The following is a 16,163-nucleotide window of genomic DNA, read 5'->3' on the forward strand; positions in this document are numbered from 1 at the left end:
GAAGCTGCGGGTTTCACGCCCTTTCGCCTTGCCACCTCGACGCCGCGCGTCTACCCATCCAGCATGGGTGAAACACTGATTCCCGACGGCGAGGGCATCGAAGAGGTCGACCTGAAGTCGGCACTCGAAGAGCGCTATCTCGCGTACGCGCTGTCCACGATCATGCACCGGGCACTGCCCGACGTGCGCGACGGCATGAAGCCCGTGCACCGGCGCATCCTGTTCGGGATGCGGCAGCTGCGGCTCGACCCCGGCACGGCGTTCAAGAAGTCCGCCCGCGTGGTCGGCGACGTGATGGGTAAGTTCCACCCGCACGGCGACCAGGCCATCTACGACGCGCTGGTGCGTCTCGCCCAGGATTTCGCGGTCCGCTATCCGCTGGTGGACGGCCAGGGCAACTTCGGCACCATCGACGGCGACGGTGCGGCGGCCATGCGCTACACCGAGGCGCGGATGACGGCGGTCGCAGGCCTCATCCTGGAAGGCCTCGACGAGGACGCGGTCGACTTCCGCGAGACCTATGACGGGCTGGAGCAGGAACCGGTGGTGCTGCCGGGCTCGTTCCCGAACCTGCTCGCCAACGGCGCCACCGGTATTGCGGTCGGCATGGCGACCAGCGTGCCGCCGCACAACGTGGCGGAACTCGCGGATGCCGCGCTCCACCTCATCAAGCACCCGGACGCCGCCACCGAAACCCTCGTCAAGATGGTGCCCGGTCCGGACTTCCCGACCGGCGGCGTCATCGTCGAGGATCCGTCGGTGATCCTGGAGTGCTACAAGACCGGCCGTGGCGGCATGCGCGTGCGGGCCCGCTGGGAGAAAGAGGATCTCGGCCGGGGCACTTGGCAGATCGTTGTCACCGAAATCCCCTACATGGTCCAGAAGGGCCGGCTGGTGGAGCGCATCGCCGACCTGCTGACGGCGAAGAAGCTGCCGCTTCTCGACGACGTGCGCGACGAGTCGGCCGAGGATATCCGCCTCGTGCTGGTGCCGCGCTCCAAGACCGTCGATCCGGACCTCCTGATGGGGTCGCTGTTTCGGCTGACGGACCTGGAATCCCGTGTGCCCATGAACATGAACGTGCTGATGGGCGGCACGGTGCCAAAGGTCGTCGGCCTGAAGGACGCGCTGAAGGCCTGGCTCGACCACGTCAAGGACGTGCTCGTTCGCCGCTCGCGCCACCGGCTCGACAAGATCACTCGGCGCCTGGAAATCCTCGACGGCTTCCTGGTCGTCTATCTCGATCTCGACCGGGTCATCCAGATCGTCCGCGAGGAGGACGACCCGAAGGCGGAACTGATCAAGGCCTTCGATCTGACCGAAGTCCAGGCGGAAGCCATCCTCAACATGCGGCTGCGTTCGTTGCGCCGGCTGGAGGAGATGGAGATCCGCAAGGAGCACACCACTCTTACCGAGGAGAAGGCAGGCCTGGAGGCTCTGCTGGCCGATGAGGACGCCCAGTGGTCGCGCGTCGGCGACAAGGTGAAGGGGCTGAAGAAGACCTTTGGCCAGGATACCGATCTCGGCCGCCGCCGGACCAGCTTCGGCGAGGCCCCGGTGGTCACCGCCGACTTCGCCGTCGAGGCGATGATCGAGCGTGAGCCGATCACCGTCGTGGTGTCGGAGAAGGGCTGGATCCGGGCGCTGAAGGGCCATCTGCAGGACGTTTCGCAGATCGCCTTCAAGCAGGACGACCGGCTGAAGCGCGTGCTGCACGCGGAGACCACCGACAAGCTGCTGATCGTTTCCACCGCCGGCCGCTTCTACACGATCGGCGCCGACAAGCTGCCGGGCGGACGCGGCCACGGCGAGCCGATCCGGCTGATGGTCGACATGGAGCAGGGCCACGACGTGGTCGACGTGCTGGTCCATGTGACCGACCGCACGCTGCTGGTGGCCTCCACCGCCGGCCGCGGCTTCGTGGTGGCCGAAAGCGAGGTCGTGGCCAACACCAAGCGCGGCAAGCAGGTGCTCACCGTCGGCGCGACCGAAGAGGCATACCGCGTGGTGCCGGCCGCCGGAGACACGGTTGCGGTGCTCGGCGAAAACCGCAAGCTCTTGATCTTCCCGAAGGCGCAGATCCCGCAGATGACAAAGGGCCGTGGCGTGCGCCTGCAGCGCTACAAGGACGGCGGACTGGCGGACCTGAAGGTCTTCACGGCCGAAGAGGGGCTTACCTGGACCGACTCCTCCGGCCGCCGCCACGTGCGCACCATGGAGGAGCTGCGCGACTGGCTCGGCGATCGCGCCCAGGCCGGCCGCCTGCCGCCGCCGAAATTCCCGCGCGGCAACCGGTTCGATGCGAACTGAACCCTGACCTGCGGACTGGCTGAGCTCGTATCGGCTCCGTTTCGCCTCGACGGGGCGGCGTCCGCGTGCAAGGCTTGCGGTATTGGGGGCTGCGCGTCCGAGGCCAATCGATGATGCCGGGCGCGGGCCGATTGCAGGCGTGGGGTCCGGATGGCCGCGACCGGTCAAGCCTCGAAGCTGATACTGGCCGCCTCGCTGAGCGTGGTGGCGGGAATCGGTATCTGGGGTGTCGTCGACACCGAAGGCCTTCTCCGCATCGCGACCCTGATCGTCGAGCGCTACTTCGACAGCCGCGCATGGTTCGTCATGCTCACCGTCACGGGCATGCTGGTGCTGTGCTTTGCGCTCGCCTTCTCCCGCTACGGCGATATCCGGCTTGGCGCGGACGACGACCGGCCGGAATTCTCCACCGTCTCCTGGCTGACCATGCTGTTTGCGGCCGGAATGGGGGTGGGGCTCCTGTTCTGGGCGGTGGCTGAACCGCTCACCCATTTCGGCTTCGCGCGCGAGACGATGGCCGATCCGCTCGCCGCCAAGCAGGCAATGATCGCCACCAACTTCCATTGGGGCATCCATGCCTGGGCGATCTATGGCTCGACAGCGCTGACCATCGCCTATTTCAGCTTTCGCCGCGGTACCGCCATGCTGGTGAGCGCGCCGATCACCGATCTGTTCGCCGGCCAGGCGTGGGCGCGGGTCGTCGGCTCGCTCTCCGATTTCCTCGCCATCGTCGCCATTGCCATCGGGGTTGGCGGGTCGATGGCGATGGGCGTGTTCCAGGTGGCCGACGGCATCGACGTGCTGATGGGCGGCGACAAAGCGCCGGTCTGGGTGGTGGTGGCCGTGTTCGTGGTGATGGTCGTGTGCTATCTGCCGGCGCTGCTGGCCGATCTCGGCTCGGGGATGGCGCGGCTTTCCAACATCGCCATGGCGATCGCGCTCGCGCTGGTCGTGTTCGTTCTCCTGTTCGGGCCGACCCACACCCTGGCGAACTCCGTGGTGGCGACCTTTGGCGATTATCTCGCCGCGGTCGTCCCGAAAGGGCTCGACACCTATGCCTTCTTCGACGACGGGGCCCAGCGCTGGTTCAAGGACTGGACGCTGACCTACATGGTCTGGTGGATCGCCTGGGGACCGTTCGTCGGGGTGTTCATCGCGCGGATCTCCAAGGGCCGCACGATCCGCGAGTTCGTGCTCGGCGTGCTGATCGGGCCGACGCTGTTCTCGGTGGTCTGGTTCGGCGTGTTCGGCGGGATCGGCTTGTACGAGGCGCTGAACGGATCGGGTGCGCTGCTTGCCCAGACCGCGACCAACGTGGAAAGGGTCACGTTCGCGCTTCTGCAGCGGCTGCCGATGCCGCTCGTGACCATGACCGCGACCATCCTCGCCGCCTTCCTGTTCATCGTCACCAGCGTCGTCAGCGCAGCCTTCGTGCTTGGGACTTTCTCCACCGGCGGCGACCCGAACCCGAGTCGCCGCGTGCGGCTGATCTGGGGCGGGCTTCTGGCCATCGTGGGCGCCGCGATGATCCTCGCCGGGTCGGTCGACGCGGTGAAGAAGCTGATCGCGCTCGGAGCGCTGCCCTTCGTCTTCATCCTCGTGCTGTTGCTGGTCTGCCTGATCCGGGCTCTCAGGCAGGAGACGCTGGAGGACAAACGATGCTGACCGGCGATCTCGTCGACACGGTGCTGAACTTGATCACATTCGTGTTCATGGCGGCGATGATCGCTCTCGCGATGCGCTGACCGACGGGGAGGGGGATGGCGACGCCGCGACGGGATCTCGTCACTGTCTGTCTGCGCGGGGCAGGGCAGGTCTTCTTCATGGAAAACGCGGTGACGGGTGCGTTTTTTCTGGCGGCGATTGCTTACGCCTCCCATGCGACTGGCACCTGGGCGATCCTGGCGGGTGCACTCCTTGGGCTGGTGGTGTCGACCCTGACGGCCCGCCTGCTCGACTACGACCGCAAGACCATCGATGCCGGCCTTTTTGGCTTCAACGGCATCCTGGTCGGGGTGGCCGTTCCGAGCTTCCTTGCCATCACCCCGCAGCTCTGGGTCTGCGTCGTGGTCGGCGCCGCAGCGAGCACGGTCTTTGCGTCCGCGTTTTCTGCGACGCTGACCCGGCAGTGGGGCATTCCGGCCTCCACCGGACCGTTCGTCCTCACCGGCTGGCTGATCGTTGCTGCCGCCTATTCGTTCGGTGGGCTGAAAGTGGCCGCCGGGGCGCCGGAATTCGCGACTGATTATCTGCGTGGCGTGTCGGCGATGCCGGCTCCGATGGAATTCGGCCGGATCCTCCTGCGCAACATCGGCCAGGTCTTCCTTCTGGGGAGCGAGGTCTCCGGCGCGCTGGTTCTGGCCGGCATCCTTGTCGCCTCGGTGCCGGCGGGGATCGCGGCCCTGACCGGATCGGGGGTCGCAACGCTGGTGGCGGTGGGCATGGGGGCGGACCCCGTGCTGGTGAGCCAGGGGCTTTACGGGTTCAGCGCTGTTCTGACCGCGATTGCCGTTGGGGTGGTGTTCTTTCCGCCCTCGGTGAAGGGGGCGCTTTATGCGTCGCTTGCCACCGTGGTCACGGTGTTCGTGGAAGGGGCGCTCAACGTCATGGTCGCGCCAGACGGCATCCCGTCGTTCACAGCCCCGTACGTGCTCACCATGTACCTCTTCGTCGCCGCAGCGTCGGGCAGCGGAGGCGATGGCAACCGGGGCGCTGTTGACACCGATGCCAGCGCTGTCTAACCAGAACGGGTCAGGTCACTGACCGTAAGCGTCTAACGTCAAGCAACGCACTCATCGATCCTCATCGGTCGAAGTGCGTTTTTTTGTACTTTGACGATCGAGGAACAGCCCCGAGGCTCCGACCATGGCTTTCCTCTCGACGCCGGCAACGCCCCAGATCCGACTGTGGCTGCTCACCGCCGTCCTCTTCCTGTCCTATCTCTGCGTCGCCATCGCCCTTCCGATCGTCCCGCTGTTCGTGGCGGACCGGCTCGGTCTCAACAGCGCATGGGCGGGCCTCGCCGTTGGGATCTCGTTTCTCAGCACCGTCCTGACGCGCGGTTATGCCGGGAGCCTGTCCGACCGGATTGGGCCCAAGGTGTCGGTCGTCCGAGGTCTGACCTGCTATGCGTTCGGCGCGGCGATCTGCATGCTTCCGGCCTTGATGCCAGCTTCACCGATGACCGGCTACGGGATACTGCTCGCCGGGCGGTTGCTCGTCGGCCTGGGCGAAAGCCTCGTCGTCGTCGGCGTGATCGCGTGGGGTATCAGCATCGTTGGCCCGTCCCGGTCGGGCCGCGCCTTGTCGCTGCTCGGCGCCGCGCTCTACGGGGCACTTGCCGTCGGGGCTCCGATCGGTGTGTTTCTTGCCGATCGCAGTGGTTTCGTCGGCGCGATGGCGGCAAGCAGCGTCCTGCCGGTTCTGGGCCTGCTGGCGATCTGGCCCATGACGAAGGTCGTGCCTGTCCGAGCCGGCGACCGGCCGTCCTATCTGCGAGTGATCCGCCAGATCTGGGCGCATGGCCTGATCGTCGCCCTGCAGGGCATCGGCTTTGCCGCCATCGGCGCCTTTTTCGTCCTCAGCTTTCACGAACAGGGCTGGGCCAATGCGGCCCTGGGCCTCACGGCGTTCGGCGGCGGGTTCGTTCTGGTGCGGGCGCTCCTGGGGCATTTGCCGGACAGGTTCGGCGGCCTGCCGGTGGCCATAGGCTCGCTGGCGGTGGAGACGGTCGGCCAGGTGCTGATCTGGTTGGCGCCGGGACCGGAATTTGCTCTTGCGGGCGCGTTCCTGACGGGGCTCGGCTGTTCGCTCGTCTTTCCCGCGATGGGCCGCGAGGTCGTCCACATCGTCGCGCCGCACCTGCGGGCGACCGCGCTCGGAGGATATTCGGCTTTTCAGGATCTCGCCTACGGCCTGACCGGTCCGCTTGCCGGGCTTCTCGCCTTGCAGGCGGGCTATGACAGCGTTTTCCTGGTGGGGGCGCTGGCGGCCGGTCTCGGGGTGCTGATCGGCCTGTCGCTGCTGCTGCGGCCTTCCGGTCCGATCAAGGCGAACGAGCCAGCCTGAAGAGCCCTTACACAGACGGGGGAAGTCGGCGCGCGACCATTGGGCTTGCGCGCCGGCTACCCTGTTCAGCCCATCGCCATGCGGGGCAGCCAGAGCACGATTGCCGGGAAGGCGATGAGCACGCCGATGGTGATGGCGTCGGCGATGAAGAAGGGCGTCACGCCGCGGAACACGTCCTGGACCGAGAGGTCGTCGCGCACGCCCGCCACCACGAAGCAGTTCAGTCCTATGGGTGGTGTTATCAGGCAGAATTCAGCCATCTTGACCACCAGGATACCGAACCACACCGCGCAAAGCGGCCCGCTCATGCCGAAGGCTGCGTCTTCCGCCGAGACCGCCATGCCGCCGTTGAGGGCCATCACGGCGGGGAAGACCACAGGCAGCGTCAGGAGCATCATGCCGATGGCGTCCATGAACATGCCGAGCACCGCGTAGGCCAGCAGGATCAGCACCAGCGTCATCCACGGCGACTGGTCGAGCCCGGAGATCCAGTCCGCGAACGCTGTCGGCAACTGCGCGAAGCCCAGGAAGCGAACATAGATCAGCACGCCCCAGATGATCGTGAAGATCATGATGGAGAGCTTGGCGGTTTCCATCAGCGCCGAGCGGAACTGCGGCCAGCGCATGCCGTGCCAGATGGCCATGCAGAAGATCACGAAGGCGCCGATTGCGCCGCCCTCCGTGGGCGTGCCCCAGGCCTGACCGCCGAACGGGTTGTAGACGAACAGAATGATCAGGGCGACGACGGCGACGACGGGCAGGACCGGCGGCAGCGACCGGAACCGCTGGCCCCAGGTGAACCCGTAGACCGGCGGGCCGAAGCCCTTGATCACGATGGCAAGGCCGACCACCAGGCCGCCATAGATCAGCGCCGAGACGAGACCGGGCAGGAAGCCGGCGAGCAGCAGCATGCCGACGTCCTGCTCAACGATGATGGCGTAGATCACCAGGATCGCGGACGGCGGAATGAGCGAGGCGAGGGTGCCGCCGGCGGCGACCACGCCGGCCGCGAAGCGCTTGTCGTAGCCGATCTTCAGCATCTCCGGAATCGCGACCCGGGCAAAGACGGCCGACGTGGCGATTGAGGCGCCCGACACGGCGGCGAATCCGGCGGTGGAGAAGATGGTGGCGACGGCGAGACCGCCGGGAAGCCAGGCCATCCAGCGCTTGGCCGCTTCGAACAGCGCCCTCGTCAGGCCAGCATAATAGGCGAGGTAGCCGATCAGGATGAAGGTCGGGATCAGCGAGAGCGACTGGCTGGACACCTTGGAATGCGGCACCTGGCCGGCAACCTTGGTGGCGATGCCGATGGCCCAGCCCAACTCGCCGGAATCGTAGCCCTTCTTGGACCAGAAGATCCAGACGAGGCCGATCAGGCCGGCGATTGCGGCGGCGAATGCCACCCGCATGCCGATGACGACCAGGACGAGGAGGCCACCGGTTACCCAGAGGCCGATTTCGATCGGTTCCATGGCTCAGGCCTCCCTTCCGCCGGCGGAGGAAGTTCCCTGGCCTGGGTCATCTGAAACCGCAGCAGCCTCGCGTGCGGCCTGGGTGGCGGCGTCGTCGATCAGCGGTACGGCAACAGGGCGCTCGGCGTTGGTGGCGATGGCGCGAATATAGCCCCAGAGCTGCAGCACCAGCCGCACCGACATCACCGAGAAAGCGACCGGCACGATCAGCTTCGCAGGCCAGATCGGCAGGGCGATGTCGATGGTGGAATCGCGTGACCACATGGGTGCGGCGAAATCGAACGAACGCAGGAAATGCGACCAGGAGCCCCAGACGAGCAGGATCATCAGAAGTAGGATGAAGAAGGTGGTGATGAACTCGGCCACCCACAGCGCCCGGCCGTGCAGCGAGCCAACTACGATATCCATGCGGATGTGACCGCCCAGACGCTGGACGTAGGCAATGCCGGTGATGGCGATGAGCGGCATGGCCTGCTCGATCCAGTCCACATAACCCGGCACGGGGTGATTGAAGAAGTTGCGGCCGCCGACGGAGATGACTGCCAGGATCATCAGCCCGAACACGGCGAGACCCGAGATCAGTCCCAGGAAGCTCTCAAGCCGGAAGAGGGCGCGATCCAGACGCGACAGGACCGTATCGTCGGACAGGATGGTGGCTGTGCCTGCCATGCGTTCTGCCCCTGCTTGGAATCGGAAAAGACCCCGCCTCGAAAGGCGGGGTCCCTTGGGAGGAAGCGGCCTAGTTGGAGCCGTTCTCGGCCTTGTAGTCCTGAATGAACTGGACCGTCTGGTCGTAGAGCTCCTGGGCAGGCAGGCCGCGGGCAGAATTCTCCTCGATCCAGGCCTGGGCGACCGGATCGGCGACGCGGCCGCGGAAGTCTTCGATCTCGGCGTCACTGTAGGTGACCGACTCGATGCCTTCTTCGTCCAGCTTCGGCTGCCACCGCTTCATGGTGTTGTTCTGGTAGAAGTCGACATAGTGGTCGAGAGCCTCGCCGACCGAACCCAGCAGCGCTTCGCGATGCTCGTCAGAGAGCGCGGCGAGGGCGTCGGTGTTGACCACCACCGGGCAGTTCACGGTGCCGGGGTTGAGGTTGGTGGTCCACCACTCGCCACCTTCCACGGTGCCGAACGAAAGGTGGGCGTGGGGGGCGAACGAGGCGCCCTGGATGACGCCGGAATCGAGCGCCTGGCGCACTTCGGTGGCGGACATGGAGGTCGGAACCGCGCCGACGCGCTCCATCGCCTCGCCGATGCCGCCGGTGGCGCGGACGGTGAAGCCTTCATAATCGGCGAGGGACTTCAGCGGCTCGCCCTTGCCGACGATGTTGTACTGGGGCATCGGCGACGGCATCAGCAGCGTCGCATTCCAGCGGTCGAGGTCCTCCTGAACGGCGGGATGCTGGTACAGCTCCTCCGACAGCGCGCGCTCAAGCTCAAGCGAGTCCACGCCGAGGAAGGGGAGTTCGAGAACGGTGATCGACGGGTTCTTGTCGCGGTGATAGCCGGCGCAGAACTGCGCCATCTCGAAGGCGCCGATGGAGATGCCGTCGAGGTTCTCGCGGTTGTTGGACAGGCCGCCGTAGGAAATGTTGAGGACGAAGTCGCCGTTGGTCTTTTCGTTGACAAGCTCGGCAAGCTTCTCGACGTGTTCGGTGAACGCGCGACGCTTGCCCCAGAGGGACACGTTCCATTCCTCGGCAAGGGCCGGCGCGACGGAGAGCGTCACGAACGTCGCTGCGAGCGTCAGGGTGGTCGTCTTCTTCATGCTATCCTCCCAGGATGTCTTCGGATGACTTTTTCGGACTCTTATAGCGCGCTCCGACAGCCTCCAATGAATCAAACCGCTGGACGATGCGGGGCCTGCCCTGCGGATTTCCGCAGGGCTCGCGGGGTGTCGATGCTGGTAGGTTCGCACATGTCACATCGTGCGCAAGTGGGGACGAGGCCGGAGGTGGAGCAATGACGTCGCGCGACGCATCGGCCAGTACCGTCGGAGCGACCGGAGCGGGCTCACGCGGCCGACGCCAGGCCGGGGGATTTCGCCAGCCCTATCTGCTACCCGTCGCCGTGGTGGTGTTTGCACTGGCCTGGCTGCTCATCGCGCTGGTCATGCCCTATTTCCGAGCCGACGAGCGGACGCGCGCCACCGGCCGGCTCATGGTCTACGAGACGACGCTGCGCGCGGAGATCGAGCGCTTCGAGCACCTGCCGTTCGTTCTGGCCAACGATCCGCGGCTGGTGGAGGTGGCGCGCGGCAGTGATCCGGCGGCGCTGAACCAGCGGCTCGAGACCTTCGCCGACCGTGCCGGAATCGAGGCCATCTACCTGATGGATGCCGACGGCCATACGATTGCGGCCTCCAACTACCGCGATGAAGGTTCATTCGTCGGCCAGAACTACAGCTTCCGCCCCTACTTCAAGGAGGCGAAGGCGGGGGGAACCGGCCATTTCTTCGGCGTCGGCGCGACCACCCGCCGCCCCGGCTATTTCATTGCCGTTCCGGTCCGCGACGCCGCCGGGGCGATCGTCGGGGTGATCGCGGTAAAGGTCAGTCTGGATGCGCTGGAGACCTCGTGGAACCGAAGCGGTGACGCCATCCTGGTCACCAACCGCGACGGGGTGGTTGTTCTGGCGTCGCAGCCGGACTGGCGTTACCGCACGGTTGTGGCGACCACGGACGCCGATCTGCAGCGGATCCGGGCAAATCGACAGTTCGGCGGTGCGGAGCTGACTGCCTTCTCGGGGGCGAGCGAACTGGGCGTTGCCGTTCCCCCGGCGTTTGCCGATGCCATCCATCTGACGACGAGCAACCTGCCGAATGGCTGGTCGCTCCACTATCTCGCCGACGATCAGGAAGCCCGGACACGAGCCTGGCTTCTTGCTGCCGGCATCCTCGTTCTGGCGATGTTGACGCTGCTGGCCGCCCAGCTCTTGCGCACGGCGCGGATGCGCCGCGCCCTCGGCCGGTCGGAGGCGGAGGAGGCGGCCCTGCGCCGCATGAACGAACGGCTCGCGCACGAGATCGAGGAGCGGCGTGCGGCGGAGCAGCGGCTGGAACAGACGGAGAGCGAGCTGCGCCGCGCCAGCCGGCTGGCCGCCCTCGGTCAGCTGGCGGCGTCGGTGAACCACGAACTGGCCCAGCCCATCGCCGCGATGCGCAACCAGCTCATCGCGCTCGATCTTTCGCGTGGAAAGACCGGCCCGTCCGATGCCGCCGCGGTGCCTGGCGACCGGCGCATGCTCGGCCGGCTCTCCTCGCTTCTCGATCGCATGGAAGGGATCACCCGGCAGCTGAAATTCTTCAGCAAGCCCGGCGACGGCATCATGACGCGGATCGACCTGCGCGAAGCCGTGCCGGAGGCGCTGGCGCTGGTTCAGCCCAACATCGATGCGCAGTCCGTATCGGTCGAGGTGGACCTGCCCGAGCGCCCGATCCCGATCCGGGGCAACAGGCTGCGCATCGAGCAGGTTCTGGTGAACCTCTTGCGCAACGGCATCGACGCCATGGAGGAGTGCGACGAGCCGCGCCTGCGGCTTGAACTCGGGCGGGACGGCGAGGGCGCGCGGCTGTTGGTCCGCGACAGCGGCACCGGCCTCGGCGACCGGACGATGGACGAGCTGGCCGAACCGTTCGTCACGTCCCGCGCCTCGGGAAAGGGCATGGGGCTCGGACTTTCCATCTCGCGCGAGATCGTGCGCGAGCACGGCGGTACGCTGCGGGCCTGGAACGGTGGCTTCGGCGAGGACGGGGCCGTCTTCGAGGTGACCTTTCCGATGATCTCGGATCAGGACGATGATTGAGACCCAACGCCCTGCCGCTCTGCCGCGGCGCATCCTCGTCGTCGATGACGACGCCGGCATGCGGGACTCGCTAGACGACCTCCTGTCGGCGGCCGGCTGGCACGTGACGACAGTGGGGCGGGCGGCGACCGCGCTGGCCCGCCTGCCGGAGGTCAATCCCGACGTGGTGCTGGCCGACGTGCGCATGCCCGGCATGTCGGGACTGGAACTGCTGCGCGAACTGGCGAAGCCGGAAATGCCGCCGGTGGTCCTCATTTCCGCGCATGGCGACATCGCGATGGCGGTCAGCGCCGTGCAAGAGGGCGCCTACAGCTTCGTGGAGAAGCCGTACGACCCGCACAGGCTCCTGAGCGTCGTGCAGCACGCCGCCGACCAGTTCCGGCTGGCGGCGGACACGAGGCGGCTACGCGCGCGTCTGGCCAGCCTTTCGGGGCTCGACCGGATCCTCCTCGGTCAGACCGAGGAGATCCGCGCCTTGCGCCGCGATGTGATCGATCTTGCCGATTCCAATGCTCCCGTCCTGATCGTGGGCGAGACCGGGACTGGCAAGGAACTGGTGGCCCGGGCGCTGCACGATCTCGGAGCCCGGCCGGGTGGGCCGTTCGTTCCCATCAACTGCGCAACGCTGGAACAGGAGCGGTTCGAGCCGGAGATGTTCGGCGCGAAGGATGGTCCCCGCGGCTTCCTGCTTGCCGCCGATCGCGGCTCGCTGTTCCTCGACGAGATCTGCAGCTGTCCGGAACGGGTGCAGGCGAAGCTGTTGAGGGCCATCGAAACCGGCTCGTTCAATCCGGTCGGAGCCGCTGGTGCGGCGTCCTCCGACTTCCGGCTGATCTCCGCCTCCAATCTCGAGCCGGAGCAGGCCGTTCGCGACGGGCTGCTGCGCGCCGACGTCTTCTACCGCATCAACACTTTCGTGCTGCGCCTGTCGCCGTTGCGCCAGCGGCTGGAAGACCTGCCACTGCTTTACTCCCATTTCCTCGACGAGTTCGCGCTGGTCTACGAGATCGAGCCCCCACAGCCGAGCCACGAGGACATGGCGGCGCTGCTCGCCCATGACTGGCCCGGCAACGTTCGCGAGCTGCGCCACGTCGCCGAGCGCCATGTACTGGCAGCGCGCCGGGGCAGGGGGTCGGCGGCCGAGGCGATCTCTTACGACCAGCAGCGCCTCGACGTGCCGGGCACCCTGCGCGAGGCGGTCGCCGCCTTCGAGCGGGAGATGGTGGGCCGCGCGATCCGGGCCCACGCCGGCCGGATGGACGCGGCCGCCGAGGCGCTCGGCATCGGCCGGCGAACCCTGAACGAGAAAATCGTGAAGCTCGGCCTCGACAAGGATACGTGGCTCTAACCGCTGGTTGGTGCGTGTCACCTCACGAAGACTGCAGGCCGGGATCCCGTGAGCAGATCCTGAGCGAAGGTGACCGGCCGTTTCCAACTCCTTTCCGTCCCGCCTCTCAAATTCGCATCACCGCATCCGGAACGTCCGGAAGCCTGTTCCGTTGTCGCAAGTGTGGCGAAGTCGTGTCGCCGGCCATCGGACGGCCGCCGGCTCGTCCAGTCGCGCAGAAGAGGCAGAAGGAGGGCACAATGACCGCTCGAAGCGAGAAGACGGGCTATTACGGGGCCTGGCTCCTGTGTATCGCCGCGCTTGCAGCGCTGATCATCGCCGTGTTCGACACGGTCAACGCCGGAAACGGTATCGCGTTCACGCCGGGTGCCTATCTGGTCGTGGCAACCACGGCGCTGCTCCTCATCGGCTCGATCGGGCTTTTGATCTCCACCAGCCTGCCGCGCTGGATGACAGTCATTCTGTCGATCCTCGTTCTGCTCGACATCCTCGGGACCGGGTTTGCGGCCTGGCTGCTGCAGGCACCGGCGCTTCTTGCCGCGGTCTCTGCCGCGGGCCTGGGCTGGCTGATCTACATCGTCATCGATCCTTCCCGCGAGCATCGTCCGTCCCAGCCCGTTGCGAAGGGAGCCTGACCCATGAGCGCACGCACCGCATCGCTTGCTCTTTCCACCGCCCTGGCTCTCTCGTTGGCGGCCTCTCCGGCATCCGCCCAGACCACGGACACGGCCCCGCAGGATGACGGCCAGTCATCGGGAACGACCAGTCTTTCGACGTCTGGGGCGGGGCAGGCCGATGACGCCTCGCCCGAAGCATCCGGCAATGGGCTGGGGCGCGTGACCGCGGGTCCGGCCGCGAACGACGACAAGGCTGCGGCCGGAAAGCGTGGTCCCGACCGGTGGATGGAGACGTCGGAAACCTGGGCCACGTTCAACGGGGACCTGAGAGCCCAGAAATATTCGCCTGCAGATCAGATCACGCCGGAGAATGTCGGCGACCTGGAGCAGGTTTGGGAATACCACACCGGCGATGTCTCCGACGGATCCGGCGACATTCCCACCAGCGTGTGGTCGGCGACGCCGCTGTTCGTGAACGACACGCTCTATCTCGGCACGCCCTTCTACCGGATCATCGCATTGGAGCCGGACACCGGCGAGGAGAAGTGGACCTACGATCCGAAGGCGCGGCTTGAGGCGCTGACCCAGCCGGCGATGAAGAACCGGGGCGTCGCCTACTGGCAGGCCGACGAACTGGCCGACGGCGAGGCCTGCCAGAAGATCGTCTACATCGGCACGATGGACGCCAAGCTGCACGGCGTCGATGCCGACAGCGGCGAACCGTGCGCAGGCTTCGGCGAAAACGGCGTGGTGGACGTCAACCAGTGGAACACCATCAACGCCAAGTGGCCTCTTTCCCTGCTTCAGCCGCCGACGGTCTATAACGACACCCTGTTCCTCGGTTGGGCTGGCAAGGACTGGACGCATGCGGCCGCGCCTCCCGGCAGCATCTTCGCGCTCGATGCCCGATCGGGCGACATGAAGTGGATGTTCAATGCCCTGCCGAAGCATGTCATTGAAAGCACCGGCACGGCCAACGTCTGGGCGTCCATGTCGATCGACCCGGAGCGGGGGATCCTCTACATTCCGGTCTCCTCTCCGAGCCCCAACTATTACGGCGGCAACCGTACGGAGGAGCTTCCGCTCGCCACCTCGGTGACCGCCCTGGATACAGACACTGGCGAGGTCGTGTGGAGCCGCCAACTGGTCCACCATGACATCTGGGATTACGACACCGGGTCGGCTGCGACGCTGGTCGATATCCAGAAGGACGGCGAGACCATTCCCGCCCTGGTGCAGTCGTCCAAGCAGGGCTTCCTCTACGTCCTCAACCGGGAAACCGGCGAGCCGATCTTCCCGATCGAGGAACGTGAAGTGCCGGCCTCCGACGCCAGGGGCGAACAGGCCGCGCCGACGCAGCCCTGGGTTCCCAAGCCGCAACCGGTTGTCCCGGATGAGTGGCCCGGTGTCTCACCGCTCGCCGATGCCGTGGCGTTCGGCGGATGCTCGGCGCGGGCGGAAAAGCTGCGCTGGGAGGGGCGTTTCACACCGCCGAGCGTAGAGGGTACGATTGCCTACCCCCCGACGACCGGCGGGTCGCAATGGGGTGGCGGTGCCGTCGATCCGGAAAGCGGCATCTACGTCATCAACTCCAACTCGGTGGTGCAGATCTACACGCTGGTTCCGCGCGAGGATTTCGAGGAGAAGTCTCAGGACGGCGAGACCAGCGGCTTCTACCAGCAGGGCGACGTGCCCTACGGCTTCAAGCTGGAGACGTTCTTGAACTGGGCCGGCATGCCGTGCTGGAACCCGCCCTACGGCATGATCGCCGCGTACGACCTCAACAGCGGAGAGAGGCTCTGGAACCGGCCCTTTGGCCAGGTTCAGAAGCACGGCTTCTACATGCCGGAATCCTGGGGTTCGGTGACCATCGGCGGCCCGGCGATCACGAAATCCGGCCTGGTCTTCATCGGTGCCTCGATGGACAGCCGCGTTCGCGCGATCGACGTGAAGACCGGGGACACCTTGTGGAAGCATCTGGTCGATGCGCCGGCGGTCTCCATGCCGGCGGTCTACACCTACAAGGGCCGTCAGTACGTGACGTTTGCCGTCGGCGGTAACACGATCCTGCTGCCCAAGGTGTCAGACCAGGTGGTGACCTTCGCGTTGCCCGAATAGCAACGGCACCACCCCGATCATCGAGGCCCCGCGTTCCTGCCGGACGCGGGGCCTTCTCTCGTCAGGAGCGGAACTAGTCCAGAAAGCCGGTCACCGAGGCGATGCGGCCGTGCTCGTCGAGCCGCACGAAGTCGGTGCCCCGGGCAACGGGCGTTTCCTGTGGGGACAGGAGCGTCCAGGAAAAGCGAACCACGTCGCCGTGCCCGTCCGGTGCTGTTGTCAGGCAGAAGGTGTGCCCCGGGAACTGCTCACGGGCGCCGGCAATCATCGCCGCAATCCCTTCGTGCCCACACCCCTTCATCATCGGATCGGCGTAGTGGCTGTCCTCCGCCCAGCGCGCCTGCAGGACCGCCATCCGGTCGTCCGGGTCGGGCTCGTTCCAGGTGGCAAGGTAGGCCTCTGCGATGAAATCGGGATCGTGCATGG

General features: G+C 66.4%; 12 protein-coding genes. 8 read left to right on the plus strand and 4 right to left on the minus strand.

Annotated features, from left to right (window positions below):
- The first annotated feature begins 63 nt into the window (after window positions 1-63).
- From parC to C507_RS0100535, 4 genes are all read left to right on the plus strand, one after another.
- Complete coding sequence (gene parC / locus C507_RS0100515; protein ID WP_018697685.1) at window positions 64-2,310, plus strand: DNA topoisomerase IV subunit A; 2,247 nt, start codon at window positions 64-66, stop codon at window positions 2,308-2,310.
- Window positions 2,311-2,460: 150 nt separating this feature from the next.
- Window positions 2,461-3,975, plus strand: a complete 1,515-nt coding sequence (locus C507_RS0100520) for a BCCT family transporter (protein WP_018697686.1) — start codon at window positions 2,461-2,463, stop codon at window positions 3,973-3,975.
- Between the two features lie 95 nt (window positions 3,976-4,070).
- A complete protein-coding gene (yut, locus tag C507_RS0100530; RefSeq protein WP_018697687.1) occupies window positions 4,071-5,051 on the plus strand; it encodes an urea transporter in 981 nt (326 codons plus the stop codon).
- A 124-nt stretch (window positions 5,052-5,175) separates the two neighbouring features.
- Window positions 5,176-6,378 (plus strand): arabinose transporter, encoded by a 1,203-nt coding sequence (locus C507_RS0100535; RefSeq protein WP_018697688.1) that lies wholly within the window; start codon window positions 5,176-5,178, stop codon window positions 6,376-6,378.
- 65 nt (window positions 6,379-6,443) lie between these two features.
- On the opposite strand, the gene C507_RS0100540 is transcribed toward C507_RS0100535, so the two are convergent.
- The 3 genes from C507_RS0100540 to C507_RS0100550 all read right to left on the minus strand — a co-directional run bounded on the left by C507_RS0100540 (window position 6,444) and on the right by C507_RS0100550 (window position 9,618).
- Window positions 6,444-7,850 carry a TRAP transporter large permease gene (locus tag C507_RS0100540; RefSeq protein WP_018697689.1) on the minus strand — a complete coding sequence of 469 codons (1,407 nt, stop codon included), beginning with the start codon at window positions 7,848-7,850 and terminating at the stop codon, window positions 6,444-6,446.
- 3 nt (window positions 7,851-7,853) lie between these two features.
- Window positions 7,854-8,519 (minus strand): TRAP transporter small permease subunit, encoded by a 666-nt coding sequence (locus C507_RS0100545; protein ID WP_018697690.1) that lies wholly within the window; start codon window positions 8,517-8,519, stop codon window positions 7,854-7,856.
- 70 nt (window positions 8,520-8,589) lie between these two features.
- Complete coding sequence (locus C507_RS0100550) at window positions 8,590-9,618, minus strand: C4-dicarboxylate TRAP transporter substrate-binding protein (protein WP_018697691.1); 1,029 nt, start codon at window positions 9,616-9,618, stop codon at window positions 8,590-8,592.
- Between the two features lie 194 nt (window positions 9,619-9,812).
- Here C507_RS0100550 and C507_RS0100555 point away from each other — a divergent pair, with 194 nt between their 5' ends.
- The 4 genes from C507_RS0100555 to C507_RS0100570 all read left to right on the plus strand — a co-directional run bounded on the left by C507_RS0100555 (window position 9,813) and on the right by C507_RS0100570 (window position 15,737).
- Complete coding sequence (locus C507_RS0100555) at window positions 9,813-11,654, plus strand: ATP-binding protein (RefSeq protein ID WP_083923318.1); 1,842 nt, start codon at window positions 9,813-9,815, stop codon at window positions 11,652-11,654.
- A complete protein-coding gene (locus tag C507_RS0100560) occupies window positions 11,647-13,002 on the plus strand; it encodes a sigma-54-dependent transcriptional regulator (RefSeq protein ID WP_018697693.1) in 1,356 nt (451 codons plus the stop codon). The genes C507_RS0100555 and C507_RS0100560 overlap by 8 nt, the downstream gene beginning before the upstream one ends.
- Before the next feature lie 239 nt (window positions 13,003-13,241).
- A complete protein-coding gene (locus tag C507_RS0100565; RefSeq protein ID WP_018697694.1) occupies window positions 13,242-13,637 on the plus strand; it encodes a hypothetical protein in 396 nt (131 codons plus the stop codon).
- A 3-nt stretch (window positions 13,638-13,640) separates the two neighbouring features.
- Window positions 13,641-15,737, plus strand: a complete 2,097-nt coding sequence (locus C507_RS0100570; RefSeq protein ID WP_018697695.1) for a pyrroloquinoline quinone-dependent dehydrogenase — start codon at window positions 13,641-13,643, stop codon at window positions 15,735-15,737.
- Between the two features lie 73 nt (window positions 15,738-15,810).
- Here the strand turns inward: C507_RS0100570 and C507_RS0100575 are convergent, their stop codons facing one another.
- The gene (locus tag C507_RS0100575) at window positions 15,811-16,161 is read right to left on the minus strand and encodes a nuclear transport factor 2 family protein (RefSeq protein ID WP_018697696.1); all 351 of its coding nucleotides are present in this window, start codon (window positions 16,159-16,161) and stop codon (window positions 15,811-15,813) included.
- Window positions 16,162-16,163: the final 2 nt, after the last annotated feature.

Source organism: Amorphus coralli DSM 19760 (assembly GCF_000374525.1).
In the GTDB taxonomy this organism is placed as follows: Bacteria; Pseudomonadota; Alphaproteobacteria; order Rhizobiales; family Amorphaceae; genus Amorphus; species Amorphus coralli.

What these genes read in the sequence shown, in the direction of transcription:
- parC (WP_018697685.1), top strand. Translation starts at nt 64, where the DNA reads ATGGGTGAAACACTGATTCCCGACGGCGAGGGCATCGAAGAGGTCGAC.
- C507_RS0100520 (WP_018697686.1), top strand. Translation starts at nt 2,461, where the DNA reads ATGGCCGCGACCGGTCAAGCCTCGAAGCTGATACTGGCCGCCTCGCTG.
- yut (WP_018697687.1), top strand. Translation starts at nt 4,071, where the DNA reads ATGGCGACGCCGCGACGGGATCTCGTCACTGTCTGTCTGCGCGGGGCA.
- C507_RS0100535 (WP_018697688.1), top strand. Translation starts at nt 5,176, where the DNA reads ATGGCTTTCCTCTCGACGCCGGCAACGCCCCAGATCCGACTGTGGCTG.
- C507_RS0100540 (WP_018697689.1), bottom strand. Translation starts at nt 7,850, where the DNA reads ATGGAACCGATCGAAATCGGCCTCTGGGTAACCGGTGGCCTCCTCGTC.
- C507_RS0100545 (WP_018697690.1), bottom strand. Translation starts at nt 8,519, where the DNA reads ATGGCAGGCACAGCCACCATCCTGTCCGACGATACGGTCCTGTCGCGT.
- C507_RS0100550 (WP_018697691.1), bottom strand. Translation starts at nt 9,618, where the DNA reads ATGAAGAAGACGACCACCCTGACGCTCGCAGCGACGTTCGTGACGCTC.
- C507_RS0100555 (WP_083923318.1), top strand. Translation starts at nt 9,813, where the DNA reads ATGACGTCGCGCGACGCATCGGCCAGTACCGTCGGAGCGACCGGAGCG.
- C507_RS0100560 (WP_018697693.1), top strand. Translation starts at nt 11,647, where the DNA reads ATGATTGAGACCCAACGCCCTGCCGCTCTGCCGCGGCGCATCCTCGTC.
- C507_RS0100565 (WP_018697694.1), top strand. Translation starts at nt 13,242, where the DNA reads ATGACCGCTCGAAGCGAGAAGACGGGCTATTACGGGGCCTGGCTCCTG.
- C507_RS0100570 (WP_018697695.1), top strand. Translation starts at nt 13,641, where the DNA reads ATGAGCGCACGCACCGCATCGCTTGCTCTTTCCACCGCCCTGGCTCTC.
- C507_RS0100575 (WP_018697696.1), bottom strand. Translation starts at nt 16,161, where the DNA reads ATGCACGATCCCGATTTCATCGCAGAGGCCTACCTTGCCACCTGGAAC.